Origin of the sequence: Mesorhizobium sp. 131-3-5, assembly GCF_016756575.1 — a bacterium.
Taxonomy (GTDB): Bacteria; Pseudomonadota; Alphaproteobacteria; order Rhizobiales; family Rhizobiaceae; genus Mesorhizobium; species Mesorhizobium jarvisii.
In genome coordinates this window covers 2,264,010-2,282,492 of the sequence record NZ_AP023254.1, presented here as the reverse complement: position 1 = coordinate 2,282,492, position 18,483 = coordinate 2,264,010, and the positions used below count along the sequence as shown (strand labels likewise).

Genomic DNA, 18,483 nt, shown 5'->3' with positions numbered 1-18,483 from the left:
GGCGACGAGCGCGGCGGGCGGGGTCCGTTCGACAAGCGGGATTGAGAGGATATAGCCGATGAAGCGCTACGAAATCATCGCAGCTCGTCGACTATTGAAGGGCACTGACGACTTTGAGACGTTGGCAGACGCAGGATTGGATGGTCCCTATGTCAGTCCATATCAGCGTATCTCGAAGTCCACGGCTGGTCCGGTACTGCTAGCCACTCATTGGCTCGATGGGCTCTCCGCTCGTGCCTATCAAGGCGAACTCGCTGCGAGCGGCTTCCTGGAGAGCATGCCGTTTAATCAGGTTCTAAATCGGGTCTTGGTGATACTGGAAAAGAGCCGCTCGGATTTGTACGTCACACAGTGTCTGCATCTTCTGCCGAAGGAGCGGCGGTCGGAATCACGAATACCCCGGCACCTTCTCGACGAGTCGTTTGAAGGCGTCACCCGCCATGAACTGAAGGGGCGGAAGGTCGTAGCTCTGGGCACGATCGCCGCCGCCTGTTGCGCCCGTCATCGCATTTCGTGCACTCCCACATGGCACCCGTCCCGCCGCCGGCTCTCTTATGACGAGAAGGCTGCGGAGATTGCGGAGGCTGTGCGGGCTGCAATGCAGGGCGAATGGGGCTGATAATCTAGGCCCCGCAGCCCTTCCGCGCTGAGCGTTTGGCCGCGCGCCGCTGTCGACTGGTCACCGCGCCGATCGTTACCACGATAGACGACGACGATTGCGCCAGCCAACAAAAAACCGCCCCGGTTAGACCGGGACGGTTATTGATTTATGATGAAATTGGTTGCGGGGACAGGATTTGACTCTGCTGATCTCGCTTGCGAAGTCCCTTCAGCAGATGAACTCGGTTGCAGCGCTGTATTGGCGGTAGCTCTCTCCCGCTACCAAATTCTTCAAATAAGAATCAGCTACCTGGATCCCCTCAACTGCATCCGGGTGGATGATTTCAAGTCGCGTCCGGAGCCAACGCCTCCTGATGTCGCTGAAGAGGCGGTTTAAAGCCCGCGCTCTCAGACAGAGGCGTGCGTGCCGATCGGGGGGCCTGATCTTCGGCTGAGGATGGAGGGCACCGTCCTGCCGCGCGGATAAATTCCTAGAGACAACGAATGTCCCGATACACATTTGATATTGAAAACGGATTCGGACGACCGTTATAAAATCGACGTTCACCATTGCTTTCTAAGGAGCTTGCGATGGATAGCGTGGCGCGTGACGGCGAGGTCAATCCTTGCGTTGAAGTGATCGAAGCCTGCGGGGAGTGGTTCGTCCGTGTGGTCGATGGCGACGAGGAACTAACCCGAGCATTCGAACTGGAGTCGTTTGCCCTGGCATATGCAGAGGGTCAGCGAAGACGTCTCGGGCTCGCTGATTTCGATCGGCTGTAGGCTAACCGTGGGGAATGGCCGGTGCGGGTGGGCTTTGGGGCGCGACGGACGCCGCACCGGCCATTGCGGTGAGTTTTCGGGTTCCTCCCCGCTCCAATGAGTTTGTCCATATATTAGCAAATTTGCAACTAAGCCTGTTGGGCTACCCAGCAGTAGGAGGCTGTACCGGCCGCGGGGCGCTTCATCCGATAAACTCGACTTCCTTGCCGGTGACATGTCGCACGGCCTTCAGCCGGCTTTGACTTCCTTCATTCGCATGTTTCGCGGATATCAATAGGAGTGCATATTCCCGCCAGCCGGCGCCGCCCGTCCTCAAGGCCCCTGTCGGTCAGGCCCAGCGGCCTTCCGCTGCCAGTCCCCCTAGCAACCCCAGGCGCTGGGCCGTTGCCGACGATCACGGCCTGCGGCCTTTGAGTCCAAGCACCCGAGGATCCTCAAAGATCCTGATGCATCGGAGTGTGCTCAAAGGCCCTCGCCGCGACGACGATTCCGACCTGCTGCCGTGCGAAGTGTCCATGCCGGCTGCCTCAAAAGCATTGGCTTGCTATCATAGCAAAATATATATTAGCTATTTCTTGACAAACTGCCTAAGCTCTGGTTTCCTGATCTACGGATTTTTAGACAAGTTCGTTGCGTTTTTTACGGACGGTTCGCATGTCAACTTTGGTTGTTGCGGACCCGCGGGGGGTGTATCTCGCCGGTCTGGAATGGGTACTGCGCAAGGCTGGACACGATGTTGTCGCCCAGTGCCGCCGCCCTGCAGACATTCTCCCTTATGTAGCGCGCCATCGGCCCGATATCGTCATCGTCGGCTTGAACATCGCGGATCCGCAGACGATCGGTCTTTCCTCCCGGCTTAAGGCCTGCAACAGCACGCTCGGCGTCATCTTCATCGTGCAACCGAACAGCAGGCTCGACATCAAGGAAATACAGGCGCTCGACGGCGACGGCCTGCTGCTCGACGGCATCAGTCACCGCTATCTCGTCGAATGCGTGAATGCGGTGGCGGTCGGCAAGAAGTGGATCGACAACAAGATCGTCCAGCAACTGCTGATGCCCCGATCGCAGCCCCAGCCGAAATCCAGGCTGACCGGGCGGGAGACCGAGATCGCCGACCTCGTCTCGCGCGGGTTGCGCAACAAGACCATCGCACAGCGGCTGCATGTATCCGAAGGCACCGTGAAGATGCACCTGCATCACGTCTACGAAAAGCTGCAACTCGGCAGCCGGGCGGAATTGGCCTGGCTAGCGAATGGCAACGATGCCGAGCGTCCAAGAACAGGCCGAACCGGCCTGCTCTGATTATCGCTTTCAACCCGGCATCGACATGCCCGCAACGGGCCGGAAAGCCGCCTGATAGCAATGGCCGCGACAACAGTGCAGCCGCGCGCCGACCTGATCTATCGAAGGATATATATCGTTCGATCAGCTACGGCCATTCACCCTAACACTATCGAAGCGGGAATGGACGCGTCCTCCGCGTCGGCGGCACAATCGCGTAGGAGGGCCGCACAGTGCGCGACCGGATGCACTCGGGTAGGGGCATTCCGGCATGACCGGACGTGCGGATCGTTCTAATAAAACCTCGCCATCAAACCTCGCCAAAGAGGACGACGACCATGGCCACCACCATCACCATCAACGGCACATTGATCCTTGATCAGACTTCGGGGCAGCAGACGCCGGTAGACGGCAACGACACCGTGATCGGCGCCAATCTCAGTGGGCTTTCCTCCGCTTTCCAGACTTTCCTGAACGGCCTTGCCGGTGACCTGCAACTGTCTGCTGGCCAGCTCGCCTATGCCGACAATGTCGAGGCCGCGGTCAGCGCGGCCGGCCTCGTCACGGTCAATCCTGACGGGGCGACGATCAGCAAGCTGTTCTTCTCCGATGGCAGCGGCGCGCCGCTTGACGGCGACCAGGTCATCTTTAATGGCAGCCCGCTGCAAACGGTCGATGGCGACGCCATCTATCTGCATTCCTATGCGAACGGCACGATCGTGCTAGCCACGACCAGCGCCACCGAAGGAGTAGGCGATGTGGTCGCTGCTTTCTACCTGAAAGCTGCCGGGGACAATCTCAGCGCCAGCATCGAGATGGTGACCTTCGAGGCCATTGCTCATCCCAATACCGCGAATCCAGATGACCGGATCGACTGGACCAACCTTCTCAATGTCTCTGCTTCGGGATCGACCTCATTCAATTTCGACAATCTCGACTCCGGCAACCATCTGTTCGTGGCAGTCGGCACATCGGGCGCAGGATTGGTGGTGAGCGGCATACATCCGGTCATCCAGGCAGACGGATCGCTCGACAATTCAGGTGACAACATCAAGACCAGCCAGGGCGGCATTGGCGCCACGATCGGCGTCAACAACCAGATGTTCGATCCGGGTGAGACGGCCGTGTTCAGCTTCGTCAAAGGTCAGGCACCGGGCACTTATGGCGACATCGATAATATGAGCTACACCGACTTCATCGATGTCATCGACGCCAAGCTCTTCATCTCGCAGACCTAGGGCAGTCCGGGCACCAACTTCACCGTCAAGATCGGCGCGTTCAGCGCCGGCGGCGCGACGACCTCTCCCGAGCAAGGCCGAAGCTATATCGACAACAATCTCGGCAGCGGCAGCAACCTTGGCAACGACGCCGGCCAAAGCGCGCTTGCCGACGATGCGGCGGTGGCTATCGTTCGCGTCGTCATCAAGGACGGCAACGGGCAGCCGGTCACCGACACGACGGTGTCGAACAGCTTCGTCACCTTCAACGCGGACGGAACCATAACCGCCCAGCACCTCAACGATGCTTATACGGTGCAGTGGTTCACCGACAAGAGCAGCACACAGGCAGTGGAAACATTCAACCGCTTCCAGGCGACGGCGGTGGTCGGCAAATTCGACGTCGGCCGGGTCGACCTGTCGCAAGGCGTGACGGTGACCCAATCGGTCGGCGACAAGCTGTTCACCGACGACGATGGTCCGACGGCGGCCTTGACCGAGAACGCGGCCAAGGTGCTGCATGACGAGACGGCCGGCGTCGATGCCGGCTCCAATGACCAGGCCGGCGCCTTGCCCGCCGCCTTCGCGGCGCTCGGCACAGCGCTCGGCTGGGCGGCCAGCGCCTCGGCGGTGGTCACACCCAATTCGAGCTTCGGCACCGACGGCCCCGGCACCCAGACGCTTTCGCTCGGCGTCAGCGGCGCGAATGCCGATTCCGGCTTCGATTCGCTCGACGGCCGCAACATCCTGCTCAACGTCGAGGGCGGCCTCGTCGTTGGCCGGATCGACGTCGGCAACGACGGCGCCACGACTGGCGATCCCGTCGCCATCGCCATCTCCATCAGCCAGGGCGGCATCCTCAGCATCGCGCAATATGTCGCGATCGCCCATCCGGACACGACCAACCCCAATGATGTGAAGACGATGCTCGACAGCGCCTTGCTGGCGGTGATCACCGCCACCGACGGCGACGGCGACACCAACAGCACCAGCATCGCCATTGGCGACAAGGTGCAGATCAGGGACGACGGCCCGACGGCGGCCTTGACCGAGAACGCGGCCAAGGTGCTGCATGACGAGACGGCCGGCGTCGATGCCGGCTCCAATGACCAAGCCGGCGCCTTGCCCGCCGCCTTCGCGGCGCTCGGCACAGCGCTCGGCTGGGCGGCCAGCGCCTCGGCGGTGGTCACACCCAATTCGAGCTTCGGCACCGACGGCCCCGGCACCCAGACGCTTTCGCTCGGCGTCAGCGGCGCGAATGCCGATTCCGGCTTCGATTCGCTCGACGGCCGCAACATCCTGCTCAACGTCGAGGGCGGCCTCGTCGTTGGCCGGATCGACGTCGGCAACGACGGCGCCACGACTGGCGATCCCGTCGCCATCGCCATCTCCATCAGCCAGGGCGGCATCCTCAGCATCGCGCAATATGTCGCGATCGCCCATCCGGACACGACCAACCCCAATGATGTGAAGACGATGCTCGACAGCGCCTTGCTGGCGGTGATCACCGCCACCGACGGCGACGGCGACACCAACAGCACCAGCATCGCCATTGGCGACAAGGTGCAGATCAGGGACGACGGCCCGACGGCGGCCTTGACCGAGAACGCGGCCAAGGTGCTGCATGACGAGACGGCCGGCGTCGATGCCGGCTCCAATGACCAGGCCGGCGCCTTGCCCGCCGCCTTCGCGGCGCTCGGCACAGCGCTCGGCTGGGCGGCCAGCGCCTCGGCGGTGGTCACACCCAATTCGAGCTTCGGCACCGACGGCCCCGGCACCCAGACGCTTTCGCTCGGCGTCAGCGGCGCGAATGCCGATTCCGGCTTCGATTCGCTCGACGGCCGCAACATCCTGCTCAACGTCGAGGGCGGCCTCGTCGTTGGCCGGATCGACGTCGGCAACGACGGCGCCACGACTGGCGATCCCGTCGCCATCGCCATCTCCATCAGCCAGGGCGGCATCCTCAGCATCGCGCAATATGTCGCGATCGCCCATCCGGACACGACCAACCCCAATGATGTGAAGACGATGCTCGACAGCGCCTTGCTGGCGGTGATCACCGCCACCGACGGCGACGGCGACACCAACAGCACCAGCATCGCCATTGGCGACAAGGTGCAGATCAGGGACGACGGCCCGACGGCGGCCTTGACCGAGAACGCGGCCAAGGTGCTGCATGACGAGACGGCCGGCGTCGATGCCGGCTCCAATGACCAAGCCGGCGCCTTGCCCGCCGCCTTCGCGGCGCTCGGCACAGCGCTCGGCTGGGCGGCCAGCGCCTCGGCGGTGGTCACACCCAATTCGAGCTTCGGCACCGACGGCCCCGGCACCCAGACGCTTTCGCTCGGCGTCAGCGGCGCGAATGCCGATTCCGGCTTCGATTCGCTCGACGGCCGCAACATCCTGCTCAACGTCGAGGGCGGCCTCGTCGTTGGCCGGATCGACGTCGGCAACGACGGCGCCACGACTGGCGATCCCGTCGCCATCGCCATCTCCATCAGCCAGGGCGGCATCCTCAGCATCGCGCAATATGTCGCGATCGCCCATCCGGACACGACCAACCCCAATGATGTGAAGACGATGCTCGACAGCGCCTTGCTGGCGGTGATCACCGCCACCGACGGCGACGGCGACACCAACAGCACCAGCATCGCCATTGGCGACAAGGTGCAGATCAGGGACGACGGCCCGACGATCACGGTGCCGTTCGACGGGGACCAGAACACCGGCAACGGCACCGGGACCCACGAGACTCTCGCCAACACGCTCAACGCGTCGGCTACCGGAGCCTTCGGGTACGACATCGGCACGGACGGCCATCCGGCCTCGTTCTACGACGCCGCGCACTCTGACTTCGTCGATGCCGAGGGAGCCCTTGCCGGTATCCAGATCGGGCTCACCGGTAACCTCACCGGCCTTGTGCCGGCACCAGGGACGACTTCGTTCCTTGGCTCGTTCGCGACGCTCCAGTCGGAAAGCGACACCTCAGCATCGTTCAACTGGCAAATCTCGTACGATAGTGACCCGAACACGGCCGGCAACCAGACTGCCACGGCGGGTGGCACCCTTGTCTTCAACAAGGTTGCCGACACCTACACCATCACATTGAACGACACGGTCGAGGGCTTCACCAAGGACATCCTGCACACCTCTGAGCTCTTGTCCAAGGAGCCGGTGAGCAACGTCGGTCACCCAAACATCGTGGTGGAGAAGCTTTTCGACGCTAGCACCACGACCGATCAGACTGACCGGGACTTCTTCGTGCAGTTCACCGGTAACTCGAACCCCAACGGGAGCCCCTTCGGGTTCAACGCGACGGGTGACGGCAATCCGGTTGTCGGCGGTGTTAACGACACCATCTTCAATGCCGGCCAGCAGATCAGCAGCAACTTCGAGGATTGGGTTTCTGCAACCCAAGCCACGAACGGGGTTGCCGGTGACACGATCCAGAAGGGTGAGTTGCTGACGTTGCGGTTCTTCGACCACAGCCCCGGCATCGTCACCGACGACGGTGCCAATAACGTCCCGAACCAGACGGCCAACGATATGGCAATCAAGTTCGACGGTATCGGCAACAGCGAGGACTTGATGCTGATCCTCAACCTCGTCAATTTCGGTACCGACGGGGTCGCGGGCGGCACAGGCACCGCCGCCGACACGTTTACCACGAAGGCGATGTACGTCTCAAACGCCGACATCTTCAAGACAGGGCAGGTACCTACCGCCTACGCTGCCGACTTCCCGCTCGACAACAACGACGGTCTCGTCATCGTCGAGAGGAACGACTACAACGGTGCAGGCGAGAACTGGGTACTTCAGGGTGTCCAGATCATGCAGTCTGGCAACGGTCTCACCGGCCCCGATAGCAACCCGAACCTAGCCGGCCTTCAGGAGACACCGACGGCGATCGACCTGCAGCGGGCGACGGGCTCCGGTGGTGGTAGCACGACCTTCGCCCTACAGAACTGGGATCCCACCGACAACGATGTGCTGAAGATCACGGACATCGGCTTCACCTCGACGCAGACCACGACGCCGGATGCCCATCTCGACTTCGCCTTCCACGTGGCGGACGCGGACTTGGATCAGACGGCGCTGCAGCACATTTTTGTAGATGTTGCCTGACGCTTGACCAACGGGGGCAGCTATGGCTGCCCCCGCACTGCCTCCCGCGATCCGTTGCACGGAGATGTCGTCCCGATGATGAAAAACAGACAACAGCCCCCTGCCCTGCAGGTGGTGATGAAAGAGGCCAGACGCGCCATCCGGCCGCTTATCTGGTTCAGCGGCGGCGTCAACGTGCTGATGCTGACCGGGGCGCTCTATATGCTGCAGGTCTACCACCGCGTGCTATCCAGCCACAGCCTTGAGACGCTGGTGATGCTGTCGCTGATGGCGGCAGCCGCGCTCGTGACAATGGCGGGGCTGGAGGTGGTGCGCGGGCGTCTGCTGGCGACCGTCGGATCGTGGATGAACGCGCGATTGGCGCCGGTTCTCCTGACCGCATCGGTGGAGTATGCCGCCTCGGCGCCCGGCCATGCCAACGCCCGTCCGCTGCGCGATCTGGATCAAGTCCGGAATTTCTTCACCAGCCCAAGCATCTTCCCAATCCTTGACGCGCCCTGGGCACCGCTGTTCTTCGCCGCCATATTCGTCATGCACCCTTGGCTGGGCTGGCTGGCGCTGTGCGGCGGGGTCGTCCTGTTTGCCCTGGCGGTGCTCAACGAATACCTCACACGCAAGCCGTTGACCGAGGCCGCGAACGCACAGTCGCGGGCCTATGTGCAAGCCGAGGCGGCGATCCGCAACGCCGAGGTGGTGCAGGCGATGGGCATGCTGAAGCCACTGCTGGAGGGCTGGAAGGCGCAGCAGGACGAGGCAAACAAGGGACAGGTTCTTGCCGCCAACCGTGGCGGCGTCATCGCGGCCATCGCCCGTTGCCACCGGCTGGCCCTGCAAATGGCCATACTGGGCCTTGGCGCCTACCTGGTGCTTAGCAACGAGGCTTCGCCCGGCATCATGATCTCCGCTTCGATCCTGATGGGGCGCGCGCTGTCCCCGGTCGAGCAAGCGATCGGCACATGGAAGGCGACGGTCGGAGCGCGTGCCGCTTACCGGCGTCTCACCGCGGTCGCCGGAGACCACCGGGAAGCGACGCCGGTTCTGCCGCTGCCCCGTCCAAAAGGCAGGTTCGAGGCCGAGAACCTCGTGCTGGCCCGACCGGGTGGCGAGCACATCCTGAAAGGCATCAGCTTCCGGCTCAATCCGGGTGAAGCCATGGCGTTGATCGGCCCGAGCGGGGCCGGCAAAACAAGCCTGGCGCGGATACTGGCCGGCGCCTGGCGCCCATCCGGAGGGCGTGCGTTGCTGGACGGCATGGACGTTGCCCAATGGGCGGCGGAGGACCGTGGCCACTATGTCGGTTACCTGCCGCAGGACATCGAGCTCTTCGCCGGCACCGTCTCCGAAAACATCTGCCGCTTCGCGACTATCACCCCGGCGGTCTTCAACAACGTGGTCAAGGCAGCGCAGCTGGCGGGAGTCCACGAACTGATCAAAGGACTGCCGAAAGGTTACGCCACCGAGATCGGCGAAGCCGGCGCGGTGCTGTCGGGTGGCCAGCGCCAACGCATCGGTCTGGCGCGGGCACTCTATGGCGATCCGGCACTCATCATCCTGGACGAGCCCAATTCCAACCTCGACCGCGAGGGTGAGGACGCTCTGATCGCCGCCCTCGGCGCGATGAAGGCGGCAGGCACGACCATTATCCTGATCGCGCACCGGGCGAACATGATGGACAAGGTCGATAAGATATTGGTTCTCAACCGGGGCCAACAAGACCTCTTCGGTTCACGCGACCATGTCTTCAACGAACTCGCCGCGCGCGTCCGCCAGGTCACTCAGATACCCGCAAATCCGGCGATACCAGCAAATCCGGCGCCGGAAATCTCCGCCGCCGTGATCGGCGCCGACAACCGGCCGCGTCCCTCTTCAAAGCGTACGTCGCGTCAAAGCGCAATGAGCACGGCTGTCGTGGCGAACCAGGCATGAAATGAGAACAGCTATGAACGTCGTGCCGTTACCCGTCCCGCCGCCCTCCCTGCTGGAACCCGTGCCCCTGCGTCTAACGGGCGTGACATGCACCGGGTTCGCGATCATGTTCCTGTTCTTCGGCGCGGCAGGCGGCTGGGCGGCCCTGGCGCCGTTGGACAGCGCCGCGGTGGCACCGGGCGTCGTCAAGGTCGCTGGCGACCGCAAGCTCATCCAACACCTCGAGGGCGGCATCATCGCGGAGCTCGATGCCGCCAACGGTGATATCGTCAAGGCGGGCACGGTCCTCATCCGGCTCGACGACACCCAGGCAAAGGCGCAGCTCTACCTGATCCAGAACCGGATCGCCACGCGAGAGGCGCTGGCCGCGCGCCTCAGGGCCGAGCGTGACGGCAAGGACGTGATCGCGTTTGACCCGGCGTTGCTCGCAAATCCCGCCACCGCCGCGAAGGACGCGGTTGCAGCGCAGCGTGACGTGTTCGCGGCCAAGCATCACAACTTGACGGACGAGCAGGAAATTCTCAATCAGCGCCGTCGCCAGACCGAGGAAGAGATAACAGGGCTGCAGCGGCTTATCGTCACCAAAGATAAGCAGATCGACGCGATCGAGCGTGAAACCAAAGATCTCGAGACCCTGCTCGCGAAGGGACTGACCACGCGCGAACGGAACCTTTTGCTCAGGCGGCAACAGCAGGAGATCGAGGGGGATCGCGCTACCAACATCGCCGCGATCGCCCGTGCCAAAAGTGCCATGGCCGAGATCGACATGCAGATCTTGAATCTCGGCACAGTGCGGCTGAACGAGGCCGTCGACGAGTTGAGTAAGGTCGAAGCGGAATTGTTCGATCTTAGACAGGAGGAGCGTTCCGCCAGGGACGTGCTTGCCCGTACCGATGTCGTCGCCCCGGTCGACGGCATCGTCATGGACCTGAAGGTCCACACGGCTGGCGGCGTTGTGAAACCCGGTGAGACATTGATGACGATCGTGCCGCTCGGACAACAACTCGTGGTCGAGGCCATGGTCAAACCGGAGGATGTCGAGACGATCGCTGCCGGACAGCCCGCGCACGTCAGCTTCCCGGCCTTCGCGCGCTACAATCTGCCGCCGCTCGACGGCGTCGTGGAGATCGTGTCAGCCGACCGCATGGTGGAGGAGCGCAGCGGCGCACCCTATTTCGCCGCGACGGTGTTGATCGACAGAAACGAACTCGCCAAGCTGGAGGGTCGCAAGCTGCTGCCCGGCATGTCGAGTGAGGCGATGATCCGGACGGGCGCCCGTACCGTGCTTTCCTACCTCGCCGAGCCGATCACGCAGAACTTCCGCCGGGCGATGCGGGAAAAATAATCATCTGCAGCCCAAGCGGGGGCGTAGGTCCTTGTCCCTACCGTGCGCTCAACGCGACCATGCGGTCGAGCGCCGCGGTCAGGCCGTGCAGCGACACCGGGAAAGTCAAAGGCGTCTCTGCATCTGTCGTGACATTGAGCTTCAGCACCTCGCCTACCCTCAGCTTTCCAAGCACGGATCGGTCAATGGAAAACACCGCGATGCAGCCTGTCGGCAAGCAGGTCCTGAAGCGCTGCGGGGACAATGGCGGCTGATCGTCGATCTGGGGCGTCACCCCCGGATCGAGCAAGATGCCGAAGGGCAGAAGCAGGGTGGCCATCGTCGACCCGTCCGCGCGCCTTTGTATCTCCATGGCAAGCAGCCTTTGGCCGTTCTGCTGGACCTGGTCCTGCGAAACCGTACAGACCCTCGCATTCTCCTGGACAGAGCAAGCCACGCTCCAGTCCTGATAGACTTCGCGCAGCGATGACGGCCCATTTGGAGCAGTCGCAGTCTGCTGTTCAGCCGACGCTGGCGGCATCAACGAGAATGCGATTGCCCCGTATGCGCAGGCGGCCTTGAGGCCACGCTTCATGTGCAGACCCATTCACGGATCTTGCATTTGGCCCCTGACGCCTCGCAGGCCTGCAAGGCGAGGTCTTCGGCCTCCAGGCGGGTCTCTGCCGAGTTCACGCCCCAGGGCGTGAAACGGTTCTCGACCTTGTCGGCCATGGCCAGCGCGCCGCAGTGCTTGTAGGGAAAGCCGGTTTCGTCGTCGTCAGTCCAATGGCGATGGTTGCGGAAGACGGAGACGACGTTGCACGCCTTGCCGCCGGCGTTCTCGCAATGTTTCTGCGCGATGTCCTTCGCCTCCTGCCGCTTGTCCGCCCCCCAGAAGAAGCCGTATTTGCTGTCGGACTGCGAATAGGCGATGGCCGCCCAGATGCCTTTTTCCTCCTGCTGCGGTTCCGACGGCGCCACCAGGTCGGCCGAAACGACATGTCCGCTCCACAACAAGGTCAAGCCCAAAACTGCCAAAGCCCGCAATCTCATGGTCGGCATCCCTTTCCTTGATCCTGGTCGCTTCGCCTACTTCGCCGCTGAGGCGACGGAGATCACCACGCAGCTTTTGCCCGTCGGCAAGAGAAGGGCCTCACCGGCATTGCCGCCGAGCTCGTACACCTCGACCTGCCCGAGATGGTCGGTGATCTTGCTGCCTTGCGGAAGAATGGACGGGATGTCGGCGCACGGGCTGGCGAACGGCGCCACCCGCACCATCGTCCCTTCGCAACCCGAAGCGGTGGGCGATGCGAAAACGACGCCGGCGGCAGGCCCGCTATAGCGTTCCGTCGCATAGTCCATGCCGACGAAGGCCTGGACCGCATGCTTGTCGGCGGCCTGGTCGTTCCACAAGGATTTGACGCTGTATTTCGTGCCTGTCGTCAAGATCTGCCCGAGCACCGGATAGATGGTCGAACAGGCCTGGACCCCGGCCTGCTTGACATGCTCGAGAAAGGGCGTGTCCGGAAGCGCCGGGTTGGCCGTCTCGGGCTGTGCGGCCGTCGCGCTGCCGACCAGATTGGCGATCGCGGCATAGTTCCCGGCGGCGAAGCCAAGGCCGGCCACGACGAGCCCCAACAATGAAAATCCGACGACGCGCGGCCATCGCCGCCGCGTCGGTTCGACGAGCTTCTGCCGATCCGCCTCGACGGCCGGGCTGCTGCGTTTTGCGGACATGAACTGGTCCTGCTGGCTCATTGTGCTGCCCCGGTCATTTGAGTGGCGAAAGGGCTGCCGTCAGCCCCTTGAGTGTTGCTGCGGTCACGGTGATCGTCTTGCCGTCGACGGTCGGATAGGAAATCGCCGGCGTGGCGTTCTGCGAGATCTGCTGGCGCATGACGGGGCCGACCGGCAGCATGCCGACGCAGACCACTTCATTGCAGCCGTTCAGGTGGACGTCGATCGCCTGGTCCCGCCCGTCGAACTTCAGCGACACCAGGCCGTCGCTCCTGGCGTTCGGCGCGGTGCGGACGATCATGTAGGGCTTGCCGTCCTGCGTAGCGGCCAGCGACCAGCTGAAGGCCATGTTGCCCGAGGAGTCCTCGATCACCTGCGAGACATTGCAGACCTTCTTGCGCGCCTTGAGGTTCTCGTCGCAGATCAGCGTCCAGTTTTCGAAGGGACGGATCGTGCGCTGATAGGTTCCCAGTTTCACGTCGGGCGGCAGCACCACATCCGAAGGCTTGATCCTGTAGGGCGACGCAACCTGCCCCGCGGCCGGCGCGAGGCCGCCGCAGAGCGCCAGGCAAGTCAGTACGACAAGTCCTTTCATTCCTGCCTCAGTTCAAGGTGAAGCTGATGCCGGCGCCGACGCCGACATGACCGCCAGCGGCCGTGCCCGACACGTTGCCGCGGATGCGGCCGTCCTCGCTCGTGTAGCCCGCACCGAAGGCCAAGGCGCTCGAATCCCGCCAGAAGCCGCCGCCGGCCGCGACGCTCAGCTTGCCGGGACGGTCGTCGTAGCGCAGCGAGGCAGCCGCAAGGCCGATCGCCGCCGCCTGGCGGGCTTCGTCGCGTATGCCGCCCAAGTCGCTGTTGAGCTGGCTGAGCTTCTGGTCGGTATAGTTGTTGGCCTGCTGCAAGGTCGTGGCGGCCACCTTGTCTGTGTAGCTGTTGGACGTGTTGATGGCGTAATCGACACGGTTGTTCATCTGGGTGACGTTGACCGCATCGGTGCCGGCAACACCCGGGCCGACATTGGAGATGACCACCGGCGCGTTGACGTCGCCACCCTGCAGCGTGATGCTGTTCTTCTTGCTGCCGTCCGGATTGGTGTCATAGGTGACGGCATTCTGGGTGAGCGATCCAAGGCCCGATTTCAAATCCTCGACCGCCGTGTTGGTGGCGTAGAGCTGCGAGCCGTTTATCGCGTCGGTGCTGCCGGCGTTGACCCGTCCGGCGGCGACATTGGTGATCGTGCGCTCGGCGCCTGCGTCGCCGACGCTGACGGTCCCGATCGGGGTGGTGCCAGCGAAGGCGTAGGTCTTGCCGTTGATGACGGTGCTGGAGGTGCCGACCGCGGTCTGCGTCACCGAGCCCGAACCCAACGCCACGTCATTGGCGTTGTTGGCTTTGGCGCCCTGGCCGAGCGCCACCGCGCCTTGGCCCGTGGCCGTCGAGCCATTGCCGGCGGCAAGGCTGTTGGTGCCGCTGGCCACGCTGGCCGGCCCTATCGCCACGCTGTCTGTGCCGCTGGCGGTGGAGTCGGCCAGCGTCGAATTGGCGTGGAAATACTTGATGCCGCCGCCATTGCTGATGTTGGTCAGCGCGTTGTTGACGGCCGTGAACCCGTCATAGACGGTCAAGTAAGTGTTGCCCTGGATGGTATAGGTCGGTCCGGTGATAGACCCGTCGGGATTGACCGTGGTGCTGCCGCCGAACAGATTGGCGACGTTTTGCGACACGCCCTTAAGCTGGGAGACGTTGACCGCATCGGTATTGGCCGAGCCCGCCGCGACATTGGTGAGCTTGCGTTCGGCTCCCGCGGCGCCGATCGACACTTCGCCGAACGAGGTCTGTGGGGCGGTGAGTGCAAAGGCCGTGTAGCCGGCCTGGGCGCCGACCGTGGTGATGGACTGCGAGCCCAGCGCGACGCTGTTGATGAAGGTGCTTTGGGCGCCGGCGCCAAGCGCCACCGACTGGATGCCGGACGCCAGCGAATTGGTGCCGAGGGCCAGTCCGTCGGCCAGCATGACATGGGCGTTCTGGCCGATGGCCGTGCCGCCCGGTGCTGTCTGGTCGACAATGGCGCCGTTGCCGATGCCGACGCCATTGTCGCCGTTGACGACCGTCGTCGGGCCGACAGCGACCGACTCGGCACCCACCGCGAGCGAGTCGCCGGCCGCCGAATTGGCGTGGAAATACTTGGTCGACGTCGCCGAGACAGAGGCGATCACACCCTGCAGCTGGCGCACGGTGACGGCATCCTGCGCCTGCGTGCCGTCAGCCACATTGGTGATCTGGCGGTAGGACGTGGCGGTGCCGACCGACACGGCGCCGAGCAGCGTCTTGTCGGTGGTGTTGTACTGGATGAAGTTGGAAGGACCGGCCGCGATCTGGCCGGTTGCGGGCGCCACGGCCCGGTCGGACACGGAACCCGAACCAAGCGCCACGCTGCCGTCAATGCTGGCCAGTGTGTCGCGGCCGAGCGCCAGCCCGCTGACGCCGGTCGCGGTCGCCTGGTAGCCGACGGCGGTGGAGCCTACCCCTTGCGCGAAGGAATCGGTTTGCGCCAGCCCGGCCTCGTTGGTGCGGGCGTAGCGGATGCCTATGCCATTGGCGTCGGTATAGGCGGTCGAGGTGTCGCCGGCGATGTTGTTGATCGTGTTGCCAAGATTGGTGACACCACTGCCGATATTGGCGATGGCTGTGGTGTTGGCGGTCACCTGCTGGTTGGTGGCGAAGAGCTGCGAGCCGTTGACCGCGTCGGTCGAGCCGCCATTCAACTGTCCGGCCGCGACGTTCTGGATCTGACGCTCGGCGCCGGCCGACCCGACCGAGAAGGCGCCCGCCGGCGTGCCGCCGGCGAAGGTGTAGTTCACGCCGCCGATCGTGGCTCCGCCGACATTGGTCGTTGCTCCTGACGTCGAATTCAGGCCGATCGCGACGTCACCAGCATTGTTGGCCACGGCGTTGGGTCCGACAGCGACGGAATTCGTTCCAAGGGCCTGGGAATCCGGCAGGGCCGAATTGGCGTGGAAATACTTGATGCCGCCGCCGACATTGATGTTGTTGAGCGTGGTGCCGATGGCATCGACCGCCTGGTTGGTGGCGAAGAGCTGCGAGCCGTTGACCGCATCGGTCGAGGACCCGCGGATCCGCCCCGCCGCCAGATTGGTGAGCGTGCGCTCCGCACCCGGCGCGCCGATGCTGACCGTCGAGGTCGGATTGATGCCCTGGAAGGCATAGGTCGTGCCGTTGATCACGGCATTGGGCGTGCCCACCGCTGCGACGGTCACCGAGCCAGAGCCAAGCGCCACATCGCCGGAGCTCGCAGCCGCCGTCGCGCCATTGCCCAGCGCGACATTGCCCGCAAGGCCGGCAGCACCAGCAGTCGAGCCATTGCCCAGGGCAACGGAGCCCTGCCCGATCGCCGTGTTGTTGTTGCCGATGGCGACAGCGCCCGCCGCCATATTGGCCGCGGTGGCGCTCGCCGTGCCATCGCTGTTGGCGATGTTGTTGGCGCCGCCGGTAAAGGCGCCGGTACCGCTGGCATAACTCGGATCGCCGATTGCGACTGCGCCGTCGCCAAAGGCTGTGTTGCCGGCGCCGATGGCCACGGCCTTGCCGCCATCGGTAGTCGCGCCCGTGCCGATGGCGACGGAGTCGGCGGAGAGCGCGGCGGACTGTAGACCGACAGCGATGGCGTTGGTTGCCGTCGCCTGGCTGTCGCGCCCCATTGCAATGGCGTCGTCCTCAGACGCCGTCACGTCCGTGCCGATGCCGATGGCGTTGTCTCCACTGGCGCTCGTTGCAAAAGTGCTTGAGCCGACATAGACGGCGCCTATCCCGGTCGCCCTCGTCCCAGCGCCGAGAGAGATGGAGTTCAGGGCGCTGCTTTGGGCGCCGCGGCCGAGTGCGGTACTGTTGAGTCCGGTGGCGCGGGCTTCACGTCCGACGGCAGTGGAATTGTCGGCGCTGGCTACGGTGCCGATGCCGAGAGCGGTGCTGTCGAGTCCGCCGGCGTTGGCGCTGACGCCGGCAGCGAGGGAATTGTCTCCTGTGGCATTCGCGCCGGACCCGAACGAGGAGGCGTTCGCGCCGCTGGCGACGGCGACGTTGCCAACCGCTGTGCTGGCGGTGCCACTCGCAATTGAGGTGGTGCCCATGGCGATGGCGTCTTGCGCGCTCGCATTGGCCTGCTTGCCGATCGCCGTGCCGTCTACACCGCCCGCAGTGGCGCCCAATCCCAGCGCACTTGCGTTCGCAGCGGTCGCCGCGGCGTTGTTGCCGAGTGCGGTGGCGGACACGCCCGTGGCCTGGGCTCCTGAGCCCGCCGCGACGGAGCCTACTCCGCTCGACACGGCCGAATTGCCGAGCGCCAGCGCGAAGTTGCCCGAAGCATTGGCGACGTTGCCGAGAGCTTGCGAGTTCAACCCTCCGGCGCTGGCCTGGTTGCCAACCGAAACGGCATTCGTCCCGGCGGCTTTGGCCAGGTAACCCATCGCCGTGGTCCCGACACCGGAGGCGGCCGCCCCGTTACCGATTGCCGTGGACTGGTTCGCCGACGCTGTGGCGGAGGTTCCGAACGCGCTGGACCCGGTCCCGGTCGCGGATGCGCTCGAGCCTACCGCGGCCGACCATGCCCCCGTTGCGGTTGAAGCTGTGCCGAGCGCGACGGCCTCGAACGTGAAGCCGGCAGGAGCGGTGCCGCTTGCATTGGCATTCGTGCCGATGGAAACGGGAGAACCGCCGCCCGCTCCAGCGTTTGCCTTGGCGCCGACGCCCATGGCTATGGCTGAACCGTTTGCCGATGAGGCGTTGGAGGACAATCCAATCGCCACCGAGGCGCCACCCGAAGCGCTGGCCGTTGAGCCGAGGGCGACGGCGTTCGCCCCATTTGCGGTGCTGTTGACGCCAAAGGCTGATGCTCCATCCACGAGTGCGCGGGCGTTCCCGCCTACGGCAAGAGCATTGATGCCGGTCGCGTTCGCGAAGACACCTATGCCTATGGCGTTGAGGCCATTGGCACCCATCGCATAGCCAATGGCGATCGAAGCATCGCCTGTAGCGGTGATACCGGTGCCCAACGCCACGCCGTTATTGCCATTCACGTGGGCGTTATTGCCAACGGCGGTTGAGGCGGCGCCGGGGGCGGTGTTGCCACAACCGATCGCTATGCTTTGCACCCCTGCGGAGGGGTTCGTGCAGTTCGCGGCGTTTGTCAGAACCCCGTTGCCAATGACAACTTGCGCGAGCGCCGCCTGCGGGATCATGATCCCCACCACAGCCCCGAGCGCCCCACCGGCGCCCAGCGCTCCCAGGCGCAGGCGCTTGCGGCGCATGCCGAGCACGCTATGCGCCATGCGCAGGACCGCCATCAGCCGGCGGCGAACCGAGCGAGAGCGGGCATCAGCCCCGGCTATCCAATGCCTGGCGAAATGCGCCGCGCGATGCTGAACAAACGAGCCACTCGAAATCTGATTGTCGGTCATGGTCCTCTCCGTT

General features: G+C 64.1%; 12 protein-coding genes. 7 read left to right on the top strand and 5 right to left on the bottom strand.

Features of this window, described 5'->3' with window-relative positions; genetic code table 11:
• The first annotated feature begins 58 nt into the window (after window positions 1–58).
• The 7 genes from JG747_RS11040 to JG747_RS11010 all read left to right on the top strand — a co-directional run bounded on the left by JG747_RS11040 (window position 59) and on the right by JG747_RS11010 (window position 11,277).
• Window positions 59–619: a hypothetical protein gene (locus JG747_RS11040; protein ID WP_202361763.1), complete on the top strand. Its 561-nt coding sequence runs from the start codon at window positions 59–61 to the stop codon at window positions 617–619.
• Between the two features lie 572 nt (window positions 620–1,191).
• Window positions 1,192–1,383 carry a hypothetical protein gene (locus JG747_RS11035; RefSeq protein WP_064981656.1) on the top strand — a complete coding sequence of 64 codons (192 nt, stop codon included), beginning with the start codon at window positions 1,192–1,194 and terminating at the stop codon, window positions 1,381–1,383.
• A 654-nt stretch (window positions 1,384–2,037) separates the two neighbouring features.
• Window positions 2,038–2,685: a response regulator transcription factor gene (locus JG747_RS11030; RefSeq protein ID WP_069093020.1), complete on the top strand. Its 648-nt coding sequence runs from the start codon at window positions 2,038–2,040 to the stop codon at window positions 2,683–2,685.
• 317 nt (window positions 2,686–3,002) lie between these two features.
• On the top strand, window positions 3,003–3,902 hold the full coding sequence (locus JG747_RS11025; protein ID WP_202361762.1) for a hypothetical protein: 900 nt from the start codon (window positions 3,003–3,005) through the stop codon (window positions 3,900–3,902).
• Window positions 3,903–4,064: 162 nt separating this feature from the next.
• Entirely contained in the window at window positions 4,065–8,006 is a 3,942-nt protein-coding gene (locus JG747_RS11020) for a DUF5801 repeats-in-toxin domain-containing protein (protein WP_202361761.1), read from the top strand.
• Between the two features lie 78 nt (window positions 8,007–8,084).
• On the top strand, window positions 8,085–9,932 hold the full coding sequence (locus tag JG747_RS11015) for a type I secretion system permease/ATPase (RefSeq protein ID WP_244748366.1): 1,848 nt from the start codon (window positions 8,085–8,087) through the stop codon (window positions 9,930–9,932).
• Window positions 9,933–9,945: 13 nt separating this feature from the next.
• Window positions 9,946–11,277, top strand: a complete 1,332-nt coding sequence (locus tag JG747_RS11010) for an HlyD family type I secretion periplasmic adaptor subunit (RefSeq protein WP_202361760.1) — start codon at window positions 9,946–9,948, stop codon at window positions 11,275–11,277.
• 37 nt (window positions 11,278–11,314) lie between these two features.
• Here the strand turns inward: JG747_RS11010 and JG747_RS11005 are convergent, their stop codons facing one another.
• From JG747_RS11005 to JG747_RS10985, 5 genes are read right to left on the bottom strand one after another with little or no spacing between them, the layout of a single operon-like run.
• Window positions 11,315–11,863 (bottom strand): invasion associated locus B family protein, encoded by a 549-nt coding sequence (locus tag JG747_RS11005; protein ID WP_202361759.1) that lies wholly within the window; start codon window positions 11,861–11,863, stop codon window positions 11,315–11,317.
• Window positions 11,848–12,309, bottom strand: coding sequence for a DUF4189 domain-containing protein (locus JG747_RS11000; protein ID WP_202361758.1), 462 nt, complete (start codon window positions 12,307–12,309; stop codon window positions 11,848–11,850). The genes JG747_RS11005 and JG747_RS11000 overlap by 16 nt, the downstream gene beginning before the upstream one ends.
• 36 nt (window positions 12,310–12,345) lie before the next feature.
• Window positions 12,346–13,014, bottom strand: a complete 669-nt coding sequence (locus tag JG747_RS10995) for a hypothetical protein (RefSeq protein ID WP_202361757.1) — start codon at window positions 13,012–13,014, stop codon at window positions 12,346–12,348.
• Window positions 13,015–13,027: 13 nt separating this feature from the next.
• Window positions 13,028–13,588, bottom strand: a complete 561-nt coding sequence (locus tag JG747_RS10990) for an invasion associated locus B family protein (RefSeq protein WP_019860888.1) — start codon at window positions 13,586–13,588, stop codon at window positions 13,028–13,030.
• 7 nt (window positions 13,589–13,595) lie between these two features.
• The gene (locus tag JG747_RS10985; protein WP_202361756.1) at window positions 13,596–18,470 is read right to left on the bottom strand and encodes a beta strand repeat-containing protein; all 4,875 of its coding nucleotides are present in this window, start codon (window positions 18,468–18,470) and stop codon (window positions 13,596–13,598) included.
• Window positions 18,471–18,483: the final 13 nt, after the last annotated feature.

What these genes read in the sequence shown, in the direction of transcription:
- JG747_RS11015 (WP_244748366.1), top strand. Translation starts at nt 8,085, where the DNA reads ATGAAAAACAGACAACAGCCCCCTGCCCTGCAGGTGGTGATGAAAGAG.
- JG747_RS10990 (WP_019860888.1), bottom strand. Translation starts at nt 13,588, where the DNA reads ATGAAAGGACTTGTCGTACTGACTTGCCTGGCGCTCTGCGGCGGCCTC.
- JG747_RS10995 (WP_202361757.1), bottom strand. Translation starts at nt 13,014, where the DNA reads ATGAGCCAGCAGGACCAGTTCATGTCCGCAAAACGCAGCAGCCCGGCC.
- JG747_RS11000 (WP_202361758.1), bottom strand. Translation starts at nt 12,309, where the DNA reads ATGAGATTGCGGGCTTTGGCAGTTTTGGGCTTGACCTTGTTGTGGAGC.
- JG747_RS11040 (WP_202361763.1), top strand. Translation starts at nt 59, where the DNA reads ATGAAGCGCTACGAAATCATCGCAGCTCGTCGACTATTGAAGGGCACT.
- JG747_RS11025 (WP_202361762.1), top strand. Translation starts at nt 3,003, where the DNA reads ATGGCCACCACCATCACCATCAACGGCACATTGATCCTTGATCAGACT.
- JG747_RS11005 (WP_202361759.1), bottom strand. Translation starts at nt 11,863, where the DNA reads ATGGGTCTGCACATGAAGCGTGGCCTCAAGGCCGCCTGCGCATACGGG.
- JG747_RS11035 (WP_064981656.1), top strand. Translation starts at nt 1,192, where the DNA reads ATGGATAGCGTGGCGCGTGACGGCGAGGTCAATCCTTGCGTTGAAGTG.
- JG747_RS10985 (WP_202361756.1), bottom strand. Translation starts at nt 18,470, where the DNA reads ATGACCGACAATCAGATTTCGAGTGGCTCGTTTGTTCAGCATCGCGCG.
- JG747_RS11030 (WP_069093020.1), top strand. Translation starts at nt 2,038, where the DNA reads ATGTCAACTTTGGTTGTTGCGGACCCGCGGGGGGTGTATCTCGCCGGT.
- JG747_RS11010 (WP_202361760.1), top strand. Translation starts at nt 9,946, where the DNA reads ATGAACGTCGTGCCGTTACCCGTCCCGCCGCCCTCCCTGCTGGAACCC.